Origin of the sequence: Pseudomonas sp. SJZ077, from assembly GCF_007993905.1 — a bacterium.
Classification (GTDB): Bacteria; Pseudomonadota; Gammaproteobacteria; order Pseudomonadales; family Pseudomonadaceae; genus Aquipseudomonas; species Aquipseudomonas mandelii.
This window is the reverse complement of the sequence record NZ_VIUJ01000007.1, coordinates 184055-199486: the sequence shown is the minus strand read 5'-3', so window position 1 is coordinate 199486 and position 15432 is coordinate 184055. Positions and strand designations below refer to the sequence as shown.

At 56.6% G+C, this 15432-nt stretch carries 20 protein-coding genes and 1 pseudogene; 3 read left to right on the top strand and 18 right to left on the bottom strand.

All coding sequences use genetic code 11. The features are described from left to right. The first annotated feature begins 144 nt into the window (after positions 1-144). Positions 145-444: a hypothetical protein gene (locus tag FBY01_RS13425; RefSeq protein ID WP_145308015.1), complete on the top strand. Its 300-nt coding sequence runs from the start codon at positions 145-147 to the stop codon at positions 442-444. Positions 445-570: 126 nt separating this feature from the next. Here the strand turns inward: FBY01_RS13425 and FBY01_RS13420 are convergent, their stop codons facing one another. The 5 genes from FBY01_RS13420 to FBY01_RS13400 form a co-directional block, all read right to left on the bottom strand. After that, a complete protein-coding gene (locus tag FBY01_RS13420) occupies positions 571-759 on the bottom strand; it encodes a hypothetical protein (protein WP_145308017.1) in 189 nt (62 codons plus the stop codon). 23 nt (positions 760-782) lie between these two features. Next, positions 783-1151: a hypothetical protein gene (locus FBY01_RS13415; protein ID WP_145308019.1), complete on the bottom strand. Its 369-nt coding sequence runs from the start codon at positions 1149-1151 to the stop codon at positions 783-785. A 47-nt stretch (positions 1152-1198) separates the two neighbouring features. Continuing rightward, entirely contained in the window at positions 1199-1603 is a 405-nt protein-coding gene (locus FBY01_RS13410) for a hypothetical protein (protein ID WP_145308022.1), read from the bottom strand. 67 nt (positions 1604-1670) lie between these two features. Continuing rightward, positions 1671-2399, bottom strand: a complete 729-nt coding sequence (locus FBY01_RS13405; RefSeq protein WP_145308023.1) for a metallophosphoesterase family protein — start codon at positions 2397-2399, stop codon at positions 1671-1673. Between the two features lie 180 nt (positions 2400-2579). Beyond that, the gene (locus tag FBY01_RS13400) at positions 2580-3032 is read right to left on the bottom strand and encodes a hypothetical protein (protein ID WP_145308025.1); all 453 of its coding nucleotides are present in this window, start codon (positions 3030-3032) and stop codon (positions 2580-2582) included. Positions 3033-3285: 253 nt separating this feature from the next. Here FBY01_RS13400 and FBY01_RS13395 point away from each other — a divergent pair, with 253 nt between their 5' ends. After that, positions 3286-3786 carry a helix-turn-helix domain-containing protein gene (locus FBY01_RS13395; protein WP_145308027.1) on the top strand — a complete coding sequence of 167 codons (501 nt, stop codon included), beginning with the start codon at positions 3286-3288 and terminating at the stop codon, positions 3784-3786. Positions 3787-4118: 332 nt separating this feature from the next. Here the strand turns inward: FBY01_RS13395 and tmk are convergent. The 10 genes and pseudogenes from tmk to FBY01_RS13345 all read right to left on the bottom strand — a co-directional run. Further along, a pseudogene (gene tmk / locus FBY01_RS13390) lies at positions 4119-4424 on the bottom strand (dTMP kinase); the annotation flags it as partial. Positions 4425-4443: 19 nt separating this feature from the next. Continuing rightward, positions 4444-5661: an endolytic transglycosylase MltG gene (mltG, locus tag FBY01_RS13385; RefSeq protein ID WP_145308029.1), complete on the bottom strand. Its 1218-nt coding sequence runs from the start codon at positions 5659-5661 to the stop codon at positions 4444-4446. 3 nt (positions 5662-5664) lie between these two features. Beyond that, a complete protein-coding gene (gene pabC, locus FBY01_RS13380) occupies positions 5665-6480 on the bottom strand; it encodes an aminodeoxychorismate lyase (RefSeq protein WP_010461852.1) in 816 nt (271 codons plus the stop codon). Beyond that, positions 6480-7724 carry a beta-ketoacyl-ACP synthase II gene (fabF, locus tag FBY01_RS13375; protein ID WP_008152330.1) on the bottom strand — a complete coding sequence of 415 codons (1245 nt, stop codon included), beginning with the start codon at positions 7722-7724 and terminating at the stop codon, positions 6480-6482. The genes pabC and fabF overlap by 1 nt, the downstream gene beginning before the upstream one ends. 108 nt (positions 7725-7832) lie before the next feature. Then, positions 7833-8069 (bottom strand): acyl carrier protein, encoded by a 237-nt coding sequence (acpP, locus tag FBY01_RS13370; RefSeq protein WP_003442511.1) that lies wholly within the window; start codon positions 8067-8069, stop codon positions 7833-7835. 191 nt (positions 8070-8260) lie between these two features. Beyond that, entirely contained in the window at positions 8261-9004 is a 744-nt protein-coding gene (fabG, locus tag FBY01_RS13365) for a 3-oxoacyl-ACP reductase FabG (protein ID WP_010461854.1), read from the bottom strand. Positions 9005-9020: 16 nt separating this feature from the next. Next, positions 9021-9959 (bottom strand): ACP S-malonyltransferase, encoded by a 939-nt coding sequence (gene fabD / locus FBY01_RS13360; protein WP_145308031.1) that lies wholly within the window; start codon positions 9957-9959, stop codon positions 9021-9023. A 126-nt stretch (positions 9960-10085) separates the two neighbouring features. Continuing rightward, entirely contained in the window at positions 10086-11096 is a 1011-nt protein-coding gene (gene plsX, locus FBY01_RS13355) for a phosphate acyltransferase PlsX (protein ID WP_077747995.1), read from the bottom strand. A 4-nt stretch (positions 11097-11100) separates the two neighbouring features. After that, a complete protein-coding gene (gene rpmF / locus FBY01_RS13350) occupies positions 11101-11283 on the bottom strand; it encodes a 50S ribosomal protein L32 (RefSeq protein WP_008152339.1) in 183 nt (60 codons plus the stop codon). 13 nt (positions 11284-11296) lie between these two features. Next, the gene (locus FBY01_RS13345; protein WP_004371317.1) at positions 11297-11824 is read right to left on the bottom strand and encodes a YceD family protein; all 528 of its coding nucleotides are present in this window, start codon (positions 11822-11824) and stop codon (positions 11297-11299) included. Positions 11825-11929: 105 nt separating this feature from the next. Here FBY01_RS13345 and FBY01_RS13340 point away from each other — a divergent pair, with 105 nt between their 5' ends. Next, on the top strand, positions 11930-12508 hold the full coding sequence (locus tag FBY01_RS13340) for a nucleoside triphosphate pyrophosphatase (protein WP_145308033.1): 579 nt from the start codon (positions 11930-11932) through the stop codon (positions 12506-12508). Positions 12509-12556: 48 nt separating this feature from the next. Here FBY01_RS13340 and sppA read toward each other — a convergent pair whose 3' ends face one another. Genes sppA through rluC form a run of 3 tightly spaced genes read right to left on the bottom strand, consistent with a single transcriptional unit; the run spans position 12557 to position 15182 of the window. Continuing rightward, positions 12557-13546, bottom strand: coding sequence for a signal peptide peptidase SppA (sppA, locus tag FBY01_RS13335; RefSeq protein ID WP_010461867.1), 990 nt, complete (start codon positions 13544-13546; stop codon positions 12557-12559). Between the two features lie 24 nt (positions 13547-13570). Next, a complete protein-coding gene (locus tag FBY01_RS13330) occupies positions 13571-14233 on the bottom strand; it encodes an HAD-IA family hydrolase (RefSeq protein ID WP_145308035.1) in 663 nt (220 codons plus the stop codon). Continuing rightward, the gene (gene rluC, locus FBY01_RS13325) at positions 14220-15182 is read right to left on the bottom strand and encodes a 23S rRNA pseudouridine(955/2504/2580) synthase RluC (protein WP_010461871.1); all 963 of its coding nucleotides are present in this window, start codon (positions 15180-15182) and stop codon (positions 14220-14222) included. Before rluC ends, FBY01_RS13330 begins: the two co-directional genes overlap by 14 nt. Positions 15183-15432 lie beyond the last annotated feature (250 nt).

Genomic DNA, 15432 nt, shown 5'->3' with positions numbered 1-15432 from the left:
CTGAATCCCAGTGACCGCTGTGACTGTCTAGCTGTGTTGTGCGCTCAATAGGAAAGATCGTTGAGCTATAAACCCACCAGCAACAGGCGACTAAGTGTGCGCATGCTAGCCTCGGCTCAGACATCACTGTTCTGAGAGTCAACCTTGAGCACAACCAGCGTATCCAACGATTTCAACGCACTGATTAGTGCACCAAAATTTTCGGACGACCCAGTTGGACGCCGTCAAATGAAGCGGTGGCAGCTCATCGCTGAAGACATCTACAAAAGCACGTCCATCAATGCATTACTCGAAGCAAGAGGTAAGGCCGAGGGCTACATTCACGGATTGGTGGACGCGGGGCATTTATCGACGAGGGACACCGAGCGTGACTATCTCATTTTGAGTATCGTCCAGCGGAGGCGGGAGTTTTTGCAGAAACTGCTGAACGAATACGGTTACTGAGAGGTGAGCTGTGAATCCTTCCGACGGCAAAATGAGCTTCGCGGGATAGAGGCAGTTTGAAGCGCTCCGCACGGCTAACTCGGAGCGCTGCTAATTCAAACCGTATGAGGCCTAGCAAGCGATGTCTCATAGGTCTGACAGAACGCGGGCACGGAGCTCATCCTGGACGGCGTTCCACTCTTCTATCGAGATCAGCACAGCACTCCTTTGCTGACCATCGATAAAAACCGGTTTACACATCATGATCACCTTCTCGAGCAACTCATCGAAATTTCTCGTTGCCCGAGCAACTGTCCAGCGTTCATCAGCTGCCATGCAGTTCCACTCCACCAGAACATTCAATCCTCAGATTGGAGACGTTCACCGGAACGAAGCAACTCAAGAAAACTACGTCGTCCACCCCCACGTTTGAAGCTACCAATGAGGTAATTTCCTTCTCGCGTCTCGATAAGCCAAAAACGCCCTTCTTTCCATGCCCTTTGGATTTTTTCTGTGCGAATAATTCCGCCATTGGCTGTCCGATACGCGTCGTCTTGCTGCAGGTGATCGAAAGACACTCCAAGGCACCTGTCCTCTATGATCACCACATCGCTGATAAAAGCCGTTATGGCTACTGTGTACTTCTGAAGACTCGCTTGTACAAGACGGTTCAGCTGGAAGTCACTGAGATACTTACTATGAAATTCGACTTCGATGATTTCAGGCATCCGTCCATCTCCAAATGACTCAAGTAGTATTTTGCGCCAGTCATTGCTCAATCCGCTTTCATTGAAAAAGCAGCACCTATGCTGGCATTTTTTCTTACGCCCGATCCCAGCAGGAGGTAGACCGTACTCCTGGTTTCAAACATGCAACCCTGGCTAAAAGACACGCCAAAATTGCTGCGTACCCACATGCCTGCCTGAAATCGATTTCGGTTATCAAAAACAACTTCATGCGCATACAGAGTCGCGGGCAGTAAACCCAGTCCGATGAGCTTTTCTTTCTCATCTGAATTGACCGTGAGGTCGATCAAAATCCACTGCCGAACAACGCAGAATGCTTTGCCTGGGAATGACTTTGCTGCTAAATAGATCAGGTCTTCCTCAGACCCCAACCAGCCAGCCATCTCCGCGCCTGCGCCGTAAAGTAGCTGCGAGATTTCTTCTAACGTGACCATGTAATTTTCTCGAATTCGTACGCAGCGAAATTCAGTTCGCTAAGGTTCATAACTGAGAGACAGCTCATCAAATCTCGATCAGAAAATCCTGGTCGAAACCGGTCTCTTCGGTCGGGTATCCGCGAGGATTTGACACAACTCGGCAGCCTCGTTTAACGAAATCCGCAGCGATGTGGGTATGCCCGTACACCCAAAGATCGGCCTTCTCTAGAAGCTCAGGCCAATTGTTTGCGTACGCAGCACTGAGGTGTGCAGGAAAATCCTCACTCACGTGTTCCAAAGCGGGGGCATGGTGAGTGACGACAACAGTTTTACCCGCGAAGGGCTTGTCCAATTCGCCAGTTAGCCAGGCGTACGCCGCCTGAGATTTAGCGATCAAGTCATCAGGACGTAAACGCCGGAAATTTGCATCAGTTCTGATCACAGTGAAATCGTTCATCCAGTCCCACGCGACTCGTTTCGCGGCAACGACATCTCCGGTCGACGAGTAATCTGTCCATGCAGTCGTGACCAAAAACCTCCTCTGATTGAGTATCAAGACTTCGTTTTCGAGGACGTGAACATGTGGCGCTGCGGCGTCCTTCATTTTTCGAAGCGTGCGATCGATGTGACCGCCGTAAAACTCATGATTTCCGCAAACGTAAATCACCGGGCAATGGAATGTGTCGTTCGCCCAAGCTACGCCGCGCGATTTGATATCAATGTCACCGGCCAGGATGACCACATCCGCATCGCTTGGTGCTGGATCGAACCGAGCGAACTCCAGGTGCAGATCTGAATAGATTTGAAGTTTCATCGGAGTCACCGTTTTGTTGAGTGCTCGGCACTTTCCTTCTCTGCTGAATGTGCAGTCTTGGAGTGTTTATAGATCGTCCGAATACGGGAATTTAGCCCATTTACGCAAAAGTGCGCAGCGCGCCTGTTTTTAACGCTAGATATTAATTCGGAAATATGATCCGACATATCAGCCGCGCACTTAGATAATGACTTTAAATCCACCCTCCTCTAACGTATCAATCTTACCCCCAGCTGGCGAAGTGTAAACCACACCATCTGCTACTTTATGCAAACAAACCTTCCCACCGGACTGGCTGCGCCCAACAATCAAACTCAATAGCTTATTCAGGGCCCAGCCACTGGTGCCATTCATCCAAGCTGGGCTTACCAAAAGAACTTCGGCAACCTTAAAGTCGTCACATTGTTTTTCGAGAACACTGTCTAGGATATCGACATCGCTTATTAAGAACGTGCGCGACACCTTTTTTCCATTTTCAATTTCGCTCACAACAACCTGATACCAGTGATAATTACTGTGCCACTCAACAATTGTCATGCAGGTGTGACCATCCCCTAAAAGTACAGAGGCACTAGAACTCCAAAACTCATGACTACTAAACATTTCCGCCCCTTCTGTAATATTAATACGCACGAATTCCTCAGCACGCCCTACCCATCATGCAGCGACTTGACACGCCCCAATCTGACCTTGATCTGCCGTCATCGTAATCAACTCTCCTCTACTCAGCCATCTCCGCGGGAACCTAACTTCCGTCAATATATGGCATATGTTTAACCATCTTCATTCTTTAAGACGTAGAGGCACCGCGCCACACCTATGGGTATGCGGGGTAATCGGGGCAAACCCATATCGGGCAGTATAGGGGGTGTTATGGGTCGATGCAATGTGGCCTCATCCTGTATTTTTACAGGTGGCAATTATGTCTCTTAGCGAGGCCCTTGCAGCGGTTGTCAGAGCCCTGAGACAGAGTTCGAATATGACGCAGGACGACCTAACTTTGATCGGTCGCTCTCAAAGAAATCGCGTTGAAAGAGGCAAGGCTAACGCGACGATGGAGACCATTTCAAAGATCGCCGAAATGCTTCATGTTGATTCCGCCCTCATCATCCTCCTCGCCAACTCACTGCAGTCTGGCGAACCTGCAGATGTGGCCTTGCAGCGCATCTCTACTAAGCTCGACTCTCTCAAACGTGAAGGAGCCCTCGAGCGGATCATCTACGAACCCGAACCTAGAACCGGTCGCCCCGTGGCTCGTGACGCGCAGAAGGCGCTCGAACGCGCACCTCTCCTCAAACAGTCCGGGATGTCAAATTCTGAGATTGCCCAGCAGCTGGGGGTCTCGAAATCGACCGTGCAGCGCTATCTGACAAAAATTTCTGGCTAGCTAAATGCCACCGTTTCAACGAGCTTTTTGAGGCGTATGGAAGGGTAAGAAAGAGAGAATGTCAACCTGAAAAGCTAAGAAACTCGCGGGATTGAGAGATTTTTCGATTTCGAGATGCACGCTATAGGGCGAATGCAGTGAAACCAGGTTTACATTCGGGGGTTCGAAAGGCGCGAAATGGAGGGGGTTTACTTTTTTTTCGGGATCAGTGCTAAGATAGATTTAGCGGGCAGGTACTAGGCGGCCTGAAGCTCCCTAGATACAGTGGATTGCCCTATTAATCCCCGATTTTGTCCCACCCCCTTTGCACGTTTACATTCTCTTCCATTAAAAAATAGCGTCGTGGTAAAGCGATCACACAAGACTACCGCGCCGCGGGCCAGCGCCGGGCGAATCACCTCGGCCAGATGCTGGGCGCGCGCGGCGAACACCAGCAGCAGCTCGGTGTCAGGGTTCATGACTTCATCAACCGGCGCCAACAGCACCTCGCGGATCCGCTCGGCCAAGGGCGTACCACCCGGCTCGCGGGTCAACACCACCTCGATACCGGCGGCGCGCAGGCGCTCGGCCAGGTATTCGCGGTTGGTGCTCTTGCCGGCGCCTTCCGGGCCTTCCAGGGTAATAAACAAGCCAGTCACGGGCAGTCCTTAATCAGAGTCATTGCGGGCTTTGCGGAGCCGGTGTGTCCGGCTCGGGCACGGGTTCGGGCGCCGGAGCGGGTTCTTGCGGCACGTCTTGTGGCGCTACTTCTGGCAAAGCTTCGGGATCGGGATTGGGCGAAGCGGCCGGAATCGGCGCTTCGGTACCCGGTGTGTCGGCACTCGGAGTTTCTGGTGCGGAGACCGGTGCCGGACTGGACCGATAATCGGCACGACGCTTGAGCTGGAACTCGCGCACCGCATTATTGTGGGCGTCCAGATCATCGGAGAACACGTGGCTGCCGTCACCGCGAGCCACAAAGTAGAGGCTGTTGCCTGCCACCGGGTTCAACGCGGCATGGATCGCTTCGCGGCCGACCATGGCAATCGGGGTGGGTGGCAGGCCCGAAATCATATAGGTGTTGTACGGCGTGGCCTCCTTGAGGTGGGCGCGGGTCAACTTGCCGCTGTAGCGATCACCCAGGCCGTAGATCACCGTCGGATCAGTCTGCAGCAGCATGCCCATCGCCATGCGTCGCACGAACACGCCTGCAATCTGCCCGCGCTCCTGGGGCACACCGGTTTCCTTTTCAACCAGCGAGGCCATGATCAGCGCCTGATAGGGTTCGGTGTACGGCAAATCAGCAGCGCGCTGCTCCCATTCCCTGGCCAGGACTTCGTCGAGGCGATCGTAGGCTTTTTTCAGCAGATCGACGTCGGTCATGCCCCGCACGAAGCGGTAAGTGTCGGGGAAGAACCGGCCCTCGGGAAAGATCCCGGTATGGCCCAGCTTGGTCATCACTTCGCTATCGCTCAAGCCGTTGAGGGTCTGCTCGAGTTTTTCATCCTTGGCCAATGCCGCCCGGACCTGATGAAAATTCCAGCCTTCGACCAGAGTCAGACTGTACTGAACGATGTCCCCACGCTTCCACAGGTCGATCAGCCCTTCGACGGTCATGCCGGGCTGCATGCGGTATTCGCCCTTGTGCAAGGGTTGTCCGGCCAGATTGAATCGCCAATACACGCGCAACCAGAAAGCGTCCTTGATGACGCCATCGGCTTCGAGTCGATAGAAGGTGCGGGTGGGTGTCGTGCCTTTAGGCACTTCCAGCAGTTCTTCCTGGGTGATGTTCAGCGGCTGATTCAGCGCCGTATGAATCTTCCAGGCGGAGGCGCCCAGACACAGCCCTGCCAGAACCAATCCGGTTTCCAGCAGCAGCAACAATTTACGTCTCACGTATCAAGCATCCAGTAGCGCATGGGCAATGGTTTGGAGTTTACGGGTGAGCGGCCCAACCGGCCAGCTCAGCGCAGCATAGGCGCGCACCGGCCAAACGCCATACACGCTGTTGCAGACAAAGACTTCATCGGCCCATTGCAGCTGATCGAGGCTGATGTCGGTGATTTGCGTGGGGATCCCCAATGACTCGGCTTGAAACAATAATTCGGCACGCATCACACCCGCCACGCCGCAGCGCTTCAAATCGGCTGTGATCAACACGCCATCGCGCACCAGGAAAAGATTACTGAATACGCCTTCGATCACCCGCCCTGTCCTGTCGAGCATCAAGCCTTCGGCATGCTCGGTGTCCTGCCATTCGGAACGGGCTATGACCTGCTCCAGGCGGTTCAGGTGTTTGAGGCCGGCAAGCAGTGGTTGCCTGGACAGTCGCGTCGCACACGGGAACAGGCGAACGCCCTGCTCGCCATGAACGGCAGGATAAGCAGCGGGTGGATTTCCTTGCAGAATACGTCGGGCCTGAGCCGAAGGATCGGGAGCGTAACCACGCAGACTGTCGCCGCGGGTGAGGATGAGCTTGAGCACACCTTGACCCAGTGCGGCGGCATAGGCCAGCAGCTCACTGCGGATCAGCTCGTGATCGGCAGTGATCGCCAGCCGTGAACAGCCATCGGCCAGACGCGACAGATGTCGGTCCAGCAACAAGGGTTGCCCACCACGCACGGCGATGGTCTCGAACAGACCATCACCGTAAGCCAGGCCGCGATCCTTCAGCGACAAAGCGTCAGCCGGCTGACCGTCGACCCAGCTGTCCATCAGTCAGCGAACCGGCGGAACACCAGCGAGCCGTTGGTACCGCCAAATCCGAAGGAGTTGGAGAGCACCACATCGATATCCATATTGCGCGCGGTGTGCGGCACGAAATCGAGATCGCAGCCTTCGTCCGGTTCATCGAGGTTGATGGTCGGTGGCGCTACCTGGCTGTTGATCGCCAGCACGCTGAAGATCGCCTCGACTGCGCCTGCTGCACCCAGCAAGTGACCGGTCATGGACTTGGTCGAACTGACGGCCAGTTTGTAGGCGTGATCGCCGAACACCGACTTGATCGCACAGGCTTCGGCGAGGTCGCCGGCCGAGGTCGAGGTGCCGTGGGCGTTGATGTACTGGACCTGATCGCCATTGATCCTGGCGTCGCGCAAGGCATTAGTGATGCAACGGGCAGCACCGGCGCCATCGGCGGGAGGCGAAGTCATGTGGTAGGCATCGCCGCTGGTGCCGAAACCGATCAGCTCGGCATAGATGGTCGCGCCGCGCGCCTTGGCGTGCTCCAGCTCTTCGAGAACCAGGGCGCCGGCACCGTCGGACAAAACGAAGCCATCACGGCCCTTGTCCCATGGACGGCTGGCACGGGTTGGCTCGTCGTTGCGGGTCGACAGCGCACGGGAAGCACCGAAGCCACCCATGCCCAGACCGCAAGCCGCCATCTCGGCGCCGCCGGCAATCATCACGTCGGCTTCGTCGTACATGATGTTGCGCGCAGCCATGCCAATGCAGTGCGTACCGGTGGTACACGCGGTGGCGATGGCGTAGTTAGGTCCCTGTGCACCCAAGTGGATGGACAGAAAACCGGAAATCATATTGATGATCGAGCCAGGCACGAAAAACGGAGAAATCCGTCGTGGCCCGGAATCATGCAGGGTGCGGCTGGTTTCTTCGATATTGGTCAGACCGCCAATACCCGACCCCATGGCCACGCCGATGCGTTCACGGTTGGCGTCGGTGACTTCAAGGCCTGCGTTACGTACAGCCTGAAAACCTGCGGCCAGACCGTACTGAATGAACAGGTCGAGCTTTCGAGCTTCCTTGACCGACAGGTATTCCTCGACATTGAAGCCCTTTACCGAGCCGCCAAAACGGGTGGAATAGGCAGAAAGGTCGGTGTGTTCGATCAGACCAATGCCACTGCGGCCAGCCAGAATGCCCTGCCAACTGCTTGGCACATCCGTGCCCAGTGGCGACAACATACCCATACCGGTGACTACGACGCGTCTACGCGACACAGCACTCTCCTTTTTCAAATGACGACTTTGCATCAGGCCTAAAGAAAAAACCGCACGCCGTGATGGCAGTGCGGTTTTTCCATGACAGCAAGCAACGATTACAAGCTATTAAGCCTGGTGGTTAGTAACGTAATCGATTGCGGCTTGTACAGTAGTGATCTTCTCAGCTTCTTCGTCAGGGATTTCGGTCTCGAATTCCTCTTCCAGAGCCATCACCAGCTCAACGGTGTCAAGGGAGTCGGCACCCAGGTCTTCAACGAAGGAAGCAGTGTTGACCACTTCTTCTTCTTTAACGCCCAGTTGCTCAGCAACGATTTTCTTGACGCGCTCTTCGATGGTGCTCATACCTTGTTTTCACTCCTAATGGACAAATTCAGGCAGCTGGCCAGTGGGTAAGTGTATAGAAAGACTTTTCAGTTTTTCAACTGAAAGCTTCACTCCTCAAACCCGACGACCCTCTGCCTATAAATAGATTGCAGCTTTATAACGGATTTTAGACAGCTCGTATGACATTTTTTTGAAGCAATCCGTCACATTTAACTCATGTACATCCCGCCGTTCACCGGGATTGTAGCCCCAGTAACGTAAGCCGCACCGTCGGATGCAAGAAAAGCGACCACAGACGCGATCTCTTGAGCTTGCCCCAGACGGCCCAGCGGAATCTGCGTCTGCAAGGCTTCACGCTGTGCCTCAGGCAGTTCGCGGGTCATATCGGTGTCGATGAACCCAGGGGCCACCGAGTTTACCGTAATCGAACGCGAACCGACTTCACGCGCCAGTGCACGGCTGAAACCTTCCAGACCGGCCTTGGCGGCTGCGTAGTTTACTTGGCCTGCGTTGCCCATGGCACCCACAACCGAGCCAATACTGATAATTCGTCCCCAACGGGCTTTGGTCATACCGCGCAAAACGCCCTTGGACAGGCGGAACAGACTGTTCAGGTTGGTATCGACGACGTCATGCCATTCGTCATCTTTCATGCGCATCATCAGATTATCGCGGGTGATACCGGCATTGTTGACCAGGATCGCCGGCGCACCGAACTGTGCTGTGATGCTCGCCAACACCGCAGCAACGGATTCGTCGCTGGTGACATTGAGTTCCAGGCCAGTGCCTTGAATACCATTTTCTTTCAGGGTAGCGGCAATACGCTCGGCGCCGGAAGCGGACGTCGCGGTACCGACAACAATAGCGCCCTGACGACCCAGTTCCAGGGCGATGGCCTGGCCGATACCGCGGCTCGCACCGGTGACCAGTGCAACTTTACCTTGCAGACTCATGCAAGTTTCTCCTGATTCAGGCCAGCGCTGCACGGGCGGCAGCGAAAGCGTCTGGGGTATTGAGGTTGGATGTCGACACGCCTTCGGCGCAACGCTTGTTCAGGCCGGCGAGTACTTTGCCAGGGCCGCATTCGACCAGCTGGGTCGCGCCCTTGGCGGCCAGCGCCTGGACCGACTCTACCCAGCGTACAGGCTTGTAGAGCTGCTCAAGCAGATCGCGCTTGAGGGTGTCCAGATCGGCCGGCACATTGGCGCTGACGTTCTGCACCACAGGGATCTGCGGAGCCTGCCAGTCAATGGCAGCGATCGACTCGGCGAAACGCTCGGCTGCCGGACGCATCAATTCGCAGTGGGACGGCACGCTGACCGGCAACGGCATGGCACGCTTGGCACCACGAGCCTTGCAGCCTTCGATGGCGCGTTCGACCGCAGCCTTGGCACCGGCGATCACGACCTGGCCCGGGGAGTTGAAGTTGACCGCGCTGACCACTTCGCCTTGCGCCGCTTCGGCACAGGCGGCCAACACGTCAGCATCTTCCAGACCCAGGATTGCGGCCATGCCGCCCTGCCCGGCCGGAACCGCTTCCTGCATCAACTGACCACGGCGCTCCACCAGCTTGACGGCGGCGCCCAGGCTCAGGCTGCCCGCCGCGACCAGTGCGCTGTACTCGCCCAGGCTGTGACCGGCAACGTAAGCCGGACGCGCGCCGCCTTCCGCCAGCCACAGACGCCACAAGGCGATCGAGGCAGTCAGAATGGCCGGCTGGGTTTTATCGGTTTGATTGAGTTGCTCTTCCGGCCCTTGCTGGGTCAGTGCCCACAGGTCGTAACCCAGAGCATCGGAAGCTTCTTTGAATGTTTCGAGGACAACCGGATGTTGTGCGCCCAACTCGGCCAGCATGCCGAGGGACTGCGAACCCTGTCCTGGAAAGACGAATGCGAGGGAAGCAGACATGTAACAAGCCCCTAATGATCTTGTCGTCGGAGAATTTGACGTCCCGCTTGGGGGACGCAAGAAACTGACAGTTGGATGGCCAATTGAACTGAGCGGTCACATTTAAGCATTGTCCGACGAAAACGCCTAAAGCAACAAATCCTCCAGACGACCGTGAATGCGTTCCGGAAGGTTTTCCTGGATCTCGATCAGCGCACGGGAAATGGCACTCTGAAAACCCTGAACCCCGGCCGAACCGTGGCTTTTCACCACAATCCCCTGCAAACCCAGGAAGCTTGCGCCGTTATGTCGCGCAGGCGCCAGATCGGCCTGCAAACGCTTCATCAGGGGCAGCGCCAGCGCGCCGATCATTTTCGAGGCGAGGTTTTTCTTGAACAAGGCTTCGATGCGCCCGGCAATCATGGTCGCCAGGCCTTCGCTGGACTTGAGCAGGATATTGCCGACAAAGCCGTCACACACCACCACGTCCGCCTCGCCCCGGTACAAACCGTCACCTTCGACAAAGCCGATGTAGTTGATGCCGCGAGCACTTTGCAACAAGGTCGCCGCCAGCTTGACCTGCTGATTACCCTTGATGTCTTCGGTGCCGATGTTCAGCAAGGCCACCCGTGGGCGAACAATGCCGAGGGTTTCTGCCGCCACCGAGCCCATCACCGCAAATTGCAATAAATGCTCGGCACTGCAATCAACGTTGGCGCCGAGGTCGAGCAACTGGCAATAACCCTTCTGCGTTGGAATCGCCGCCACCATCGCCGGCCGATCGATGCCGGGCAACGTCTTGAGCACAAACCGCGACAACGCCATCAGCGCACCGGTATTGCCGGCACTGACACAGGCCTGAACCTTGCCATCACGCAACAACTCTAGCGCCACGCGCATCGACGAGTCAGGTTTGCCACGCAAGGCCTGGGCAGGCTTTTCGTCCATGGCGATGACTTCGGACGCCGGAGCAATCGACAGGCGCGAGCGATCCACAGCCGATTGGCCAGAGAGCAATTCTTCAAGAAGAGAGGGTTGACCGACGAGGGTCAGGTGCAGCGAGGGCGTAGCAGACAGACAAGCAAGGCTGGCCTGAACAATGCTGCGGGGACCGAAGTCCCCGCCCATTGCGTCAATCGCGATGACTTGAGCAGACAAGTGATTACTCGTCAGCGCCCTTGTCGATCACTTTACGGCCACGGTATACGCCTTCTGGCGATACGTGGTGACGCAGGTGAATTTCACCGGTGGTTTTTTCTACAGACAGAGTGCTTGCCGTCAGGGCGTCGTGCGAACGACGCATGTCACGGGCAGAGCGGGATTTTTTGTTCTGCTGAACAGCCATAATTGATTAACTCCTAAACGTTTGGGTCACGCTTTAACTGCGCCAATACACTGAACGGGTTGGACCGCGTTACCTCGTCCTCGCTCGGTTCGGGCTCATCGAGACCCGCCGGCTGCTGGCATTCTTCCGGATGATGAGCAGGCACAATGGGCAAGGCGAGCAGAAGCTCCTCCTCGATCAGTGACTGCAGATCCAATGGATCTTCGCCCAGTTCCAGCACGTCATAACCTTTCGGCAACGACTGGGTATTCGCACCCTCCTTCACCACAGCATAACTGCATTCGCTATGGATCGGCAGGGTGACCAGCTCAAGACAACGCTGGCAAACCATTTTGACTTCGGTGTCGATAAAACTGTGGATTACCACAGACTTACGTTCATCTCGTTCAAAAACGAATTTAGCCTGCACCGTACCGACAGTATCGGAAAGCGGGTCGCAGAGTCTCTCCAAATCGGCCAGCAGCAGTTCACCTTGAAGGGTGGTGCCACGGTCAGCCAATTTGCGCGGGTCAACGTGAGGTGGAATCGGGTCATTCAACATAGGCGCAGCATTATAGGGATGCACCCAGCCATGTCAAAGGAAATTCAGCCCTGTCCGTCACTTGGAAGCCTCGGTAGAATTCGCGCCTGTCTTCCGGAGATACGCATGCTGCCTTTATTACTCGCTTCAAGCTCGGTTTATCGCCGGCAATTGCTGGCCCGCTTGCAGCTGCCATTCACCTGCAGCTCGCCGGATATCGATGAAAGCCATCGCTCCGACGAGACGGCCATCGAACTGGTAAAACGCCTTGCCGAAGAAAAAGCCCGGGCACTGGCCGGCAGCCATCCTGCTCATCTGATTATCGGCTCCGACCAGGTTGCCGTCCTCGGCAATCGAATCATCGGCAAACCCCACACCTTCGAGAAGGCCCGCGAACAACTACTGGCATCCAGCGGTGCCAGCGTGACCTTCTTGACGGGCCTGGCGCTGCTCAACAGCCAGACCGGCGACTGCCAGGTCGACTGCGTGCCTTTCACCGTGCACATGCGCACCCTCGACCCGGCACGCATCGAGCGCTACCTGCACGCCGAACAGCCCTACGACTGCGCTGGCAGCTTCAAGGCCGAAGGCTTGGGGGTGAGCCTGTTTCAAAGCACCGAAGGCCCTGACGCCACCAGCCTGATCGGCCTGCCGCTGATTCGCCTGATCGACATGCTACTGACCGAGGGCGTGCAAATTCCCTGAACACAAAAAACCGGCCACTGAGGCCGGTTTTCTGGTGCAACCAAAGAATCAACGCAACGAAGGCCCCTGGAAGCCCATCCACATCGCCAGTTGCTCAGCCACGCTGGCACCGAGCTTTTTCGAGAAACGATCAAATGGCGATTCCTGAACGGTGAAATCCACCAGCTCCTTCTCGCCAATTACATCGCGCGCCACCGAACTGGCACTCCCCAGGCCATCGATCAGACCCAGCGGCAACGCCTGCTCACCGTTCCAGACCAGCCCGGAGAATAACTCTGGATGCTCTTTATCCTTGAGACGGTCGCCACGGCCCTTCTTCACGCTGTTGATGAACTGCTGGTGCGTGGTATCCAGAACGCCCTGCCAGAACTGAGTTTCCTCAGGCTTCTGCGGTTGGAACGGGTCGAGGAACGACTTGTGCTCGCCGGACGTGTAGGTCCGACGCTCGACGCCAAGCTTCTCCATGGTGCCGACGAAACCATAACCGGCCGCCGTCACACCAATGGAACCGACCAGACTCGCCTTGTCGGCGTAAATCTGATCCGCCGCGCTGGCGATGTAGTAAGCACCGGAAGCGCCCAGGTCAGAGATCACCGCGTACACCTTGGTATCCGGGTGCAAGCCGCGCAGACGGACGATCTCGTCATACACATAACCCGACTGCACCGGACTGCCGCCCGGGCTGTTGATGCGCAGAACCACACCCTTGACCTTCTCATCCTCGAAGGCAGCACGCAGACTGCCAACGATGTTGTCGGCGCTGGCCGGCTCCTTGTCGGCGATCACGCCGGTTACATCGATCAACGCCGTGTAGTGGGAACCGCGGGTCGCGCTTTTTTCCATGTCCATGAGCGGCGTGAACAGAATCAACGCGCCAAACAGGTACACAAAGGTCAGCAATTTAAAGAAAATACCCCAGCGACGAGACCGGCGCTGCTCCTGGACACTGGCCAGCAGGGTCGTTTCCAGCAGCTTCCAGCTTTTTTCGTCACCGCTCTCTGCGCTCGCCTTGGCGGGCGCTTTCCATTCGTCGGTCATGACATCTACCCCAGCAAAAACCCGTTAAGCCCGCTGACCCAGCCAGGCATGCAATTCTGAAAAACGATCAATGGCCAGTCGCGGCTCGAACAGCTTCAGCGCGTCGATCGATTGCGCGCCATAACTGACTGCCACCGAATCCATACCGGCGTTACGCGCCATCTGCAGGTCGAAGGACGAATCGCCCACCATCAGTGCCTGCTGCGGGCGAACCTCGCAATGCGCAAGAATCTGCTCAAGCATCAGCGGATGGGGCTTGCTGGCGGTTTCGTCGGCGGCGCGGGTGATATCGAAATAATCTTCCCAGCCATGGGCTTTCAGCACCCGATCCAGCCCGCGACGCGCCTTGCCCGTGGCCACAGCCAGATGATAACCCTCGGCGCGAAACGCCTCCATCGACTCGAGCACACCCTCGAACAGCGGTGAAGGCACAGCCTCTGCGGCGATGTAGTGATCCGCATAGTGTTGGCGGAACGCAATCAGCTCGGCATCGCCAATATCGGGGTACAACGTGCGAATGGCCTCAGGCAGACCCAGACCGATAATGCCTTTGACGGCAAAATCATCGCGCAGCTGAAACCCGGACCGTTCGGACGCGACATGCATCGCCTCGACAATCCGACCAATGGAGTCAGCAAGCGTGCCGTCCCAATCGAAAATCAGCAGTTTGTAATCAGAGGGGTGCACTCAGGCGCTCCACGGTCTTGGCCCACATTTCATCCACCGGCGCCTGCAATTTCAGCTCGCCACCATCGGGCAGCGGCACAGTCAGCAGGTAGGCGTGCAGAAACAGGCGTTTGCCGCCCAAATCGCGAATTTCCTTACTGAAACCTTCGTCGCCATACTTGGTGTCGCCAGCGATGCAATGCCCGGCATGCAAGGTATGGACGCGAATCTGGTGGGTCCGGCCGGTAATCGGCCTCGCCTCGATCAGGGTGGCAAAGTCGCCGAAGCGGCGCAGGACCTTGAACACGGTCACAGACTCCTTGCCCTCCTCCTCGTCGACCTCGACCATACGCTCGCCGGAACGCAGATTGCTCTTGCCCAGCGACGCGCGGACCTGCTTGATCGAAGCCGCCCAGTTACCACGGACCAGCGCCATATAGCGCTTGTCGACGCCATCGCCGCGCAAGGCCGTGTGCAAGTGGCGCAACATGCTGCGTTTCTTGGCGATCATCAACAGGCCGGAGGTATCACGGTCGAGACGGTGAACCAGTTCGAGCTCCTTGCAATCGGGACGCAACTGACGAAAGGCTTCGATCACCCCATAAGTCAGGCCGCTGCCGCCATGAACCGCAATGCCGCAAGGCTTGTTGATCACGATCAGCGCTTTGTCCTCGAACACAATCGAGGCTTCGAGGCGTTGCAGCAGGCCTTGGGCCAGCGGCACCGGCTCGTCGCGTTCAGGCACGCGAACCGGCGGCACGCGCACGATATCGCCCGCCTGCAGCTTGTATTCGGGCTTGATCCGACCTTTGTTCACTCGCACTTCGCCCTTGCGCAAAATGCGGTAAATCAAGGTCTTGGGCACGCCTTTGAGCCGAGCGAGAAGGAAGTTATCAATACGTTGGCCGGCATATTCCGGCGAGACCTCCAGCAGTTGTACGGCTGGGGTCGAAGGGGCAGTAGTCGTCATGCCGCGGATGATAACAATTTTTTATGGAATTGAAGCACTTAATCATTGCTGCTATAGTCGCGAACGCCGCCAAAAGCGGCCTGGACAGCGGACTAACGGTCAAAAACCGGCCCTGACCAACGCAATTCACCAGGACGCGAGGCCGTCCTACGGGGCTTTCGCTACGTAACGGTGGAGTTTTCAGCTGTAACAAGCGCAGGTGACATGAGGCCTGAATCAAGCCGCAAAGCAGAGTTTTCACTCCCCTTGC